Here is a 1089-nt window from a genome sequence, read left to right as displayed (position 1 = left end):
TGCCGTTCTTGCCGAGCTTCGCGTTCTTGCCCTTGCCCGCGGGCGTCTCGTCGTCGTCCATGTCGAGGCCGGCGGGGCGCACGCTGGCGCGTCCCGCGACGCCGCCGACGCTGGCGCGGCCTGCCGGTGCGCCGACGCTCGCCCGTCCGGCCGGAGCGCCGACGCTGGCACGTCCGGCCGCCGGGCTGGCCGGCGGGTTCACGGGCGCCTGGCCGTAGCCCTGGTCGCCATAGCCTTGCTGGTCTGCACCGCTCTCGGATGGCACCGATGCGCGGCCCGAACTCTGCGTCGGCGGAGGGTACGACTGACGATACTGCTCGTCGTCATACCCGTGGCCGGCGTTGGGGTCGCCGTACGAAGTCATCTGTCACACCGTTCCGGTCGGGGATGGGCGGTGGCGGCAGCCGCTGACAGCTGGGGGGCTGTCCTGTGTGCGCATCTTAGGAGTCGGCCGTCCGTGTGTCCGGCGACTTCGGAGTGATGGAAACCACGAACTCCATTTACAACCCGAACTCGGGTGAATGGCGTTGCATCAGCCATCGGCGACTCGGGCAGGTGCCGCGTTCGGCGTGCTGATGCGCTAACAGGACCAGGTCGCGGCCCGCTGCGTTCGGCGGGTATACCGCATACTCGCCCGATGGCTGAAGACGACGGGGACAGGGTGCTATGGCGTGGTGAGCCCGACAAGCACTTCTTCATCGAACGCTCGGACTGGCTCGTCGCGGTGGCCGGACTCACCTGGATCGCCCCGAACTCGTTGCTGATCCTGGACTACTTCGACGGCAGGTCGATCACGTTGCTGCCCGCCCTGCGCATCGAGTGGCGGATCATTGCGTTGGTGGTCGGCACTGTTCTCACCATCGGCCATCCGCTGGTCCGTGGGCTGTCCCTGCTCTATACGAAATACACATCCTCCGGCCGGACGGGGTGCGGGTCGCCCTCGCCGCGTGGAACGCGGTGAGGCCGAAGGGCGACACGGCCACCCGCACGAAGCCGGTGCTGACCCTCGCGCAGTTGCAGGCGATGGCCACCAGCCCCCGCTGGCCGAGCTGATCGCGACGTGGCGGGCCGACGGTGATCGTCGGCCCG

The 1089-nt window shown here is 69.0% G+C and carries 1 protein-coding gene and 1 pseudogene; one reads left to right on the top strand and one right to left on the bottom strand.

Features of this window, described 5'->3' with window-relative positions:
* Positions 1-364 (bottom strand): annotated as a pseudogene (locus FLL47_RS02030) (hypothetical protein); the annotation flags it as partial.
* Between the two features lie 273 nt (positions 365-637).
* Here FLL47_RS02030 and FLL47_RS02025 point away from each other — a divergent pair.
* Positions 638-961 carry a hypothetical protein gene (locus FLL47_RS02025; RefSeq protein ID WP_144118656.1) on the top strand — a complete coding sequence of 108 codons (324 nt, stop codon included), beginning with the start codon at positions 638-640 and terminating at the stop codon, positions 959-961.
* Positions 962-1089 lie beyond the last annotated feature (128 nt).

This window comes from Catellatospora sichuanensis, assembly GCF_007483665.1.
Taxonomy (GTDB): Bacteria; Actinomycetota; Actinomycetes; order Mycobacteriales; family Micromonosporaceae; genus Catellatospora; species Catellatospora sichuanensis.
Note: the sequence above shows the minus strand (reverse complement) of the source record. Positions and strands in the feature narration are given on the sequence as shown.

What these genes read in the sequence shown, in the direction of transcription:
- FLL47_RS02025 (WP_144118656.1), top strand. Translation starts at nt 638, where the DNA reads ATGGCTGAAGACGACGGGGACAGGGTGCTATGGCGTGGTGAGCCCGAC.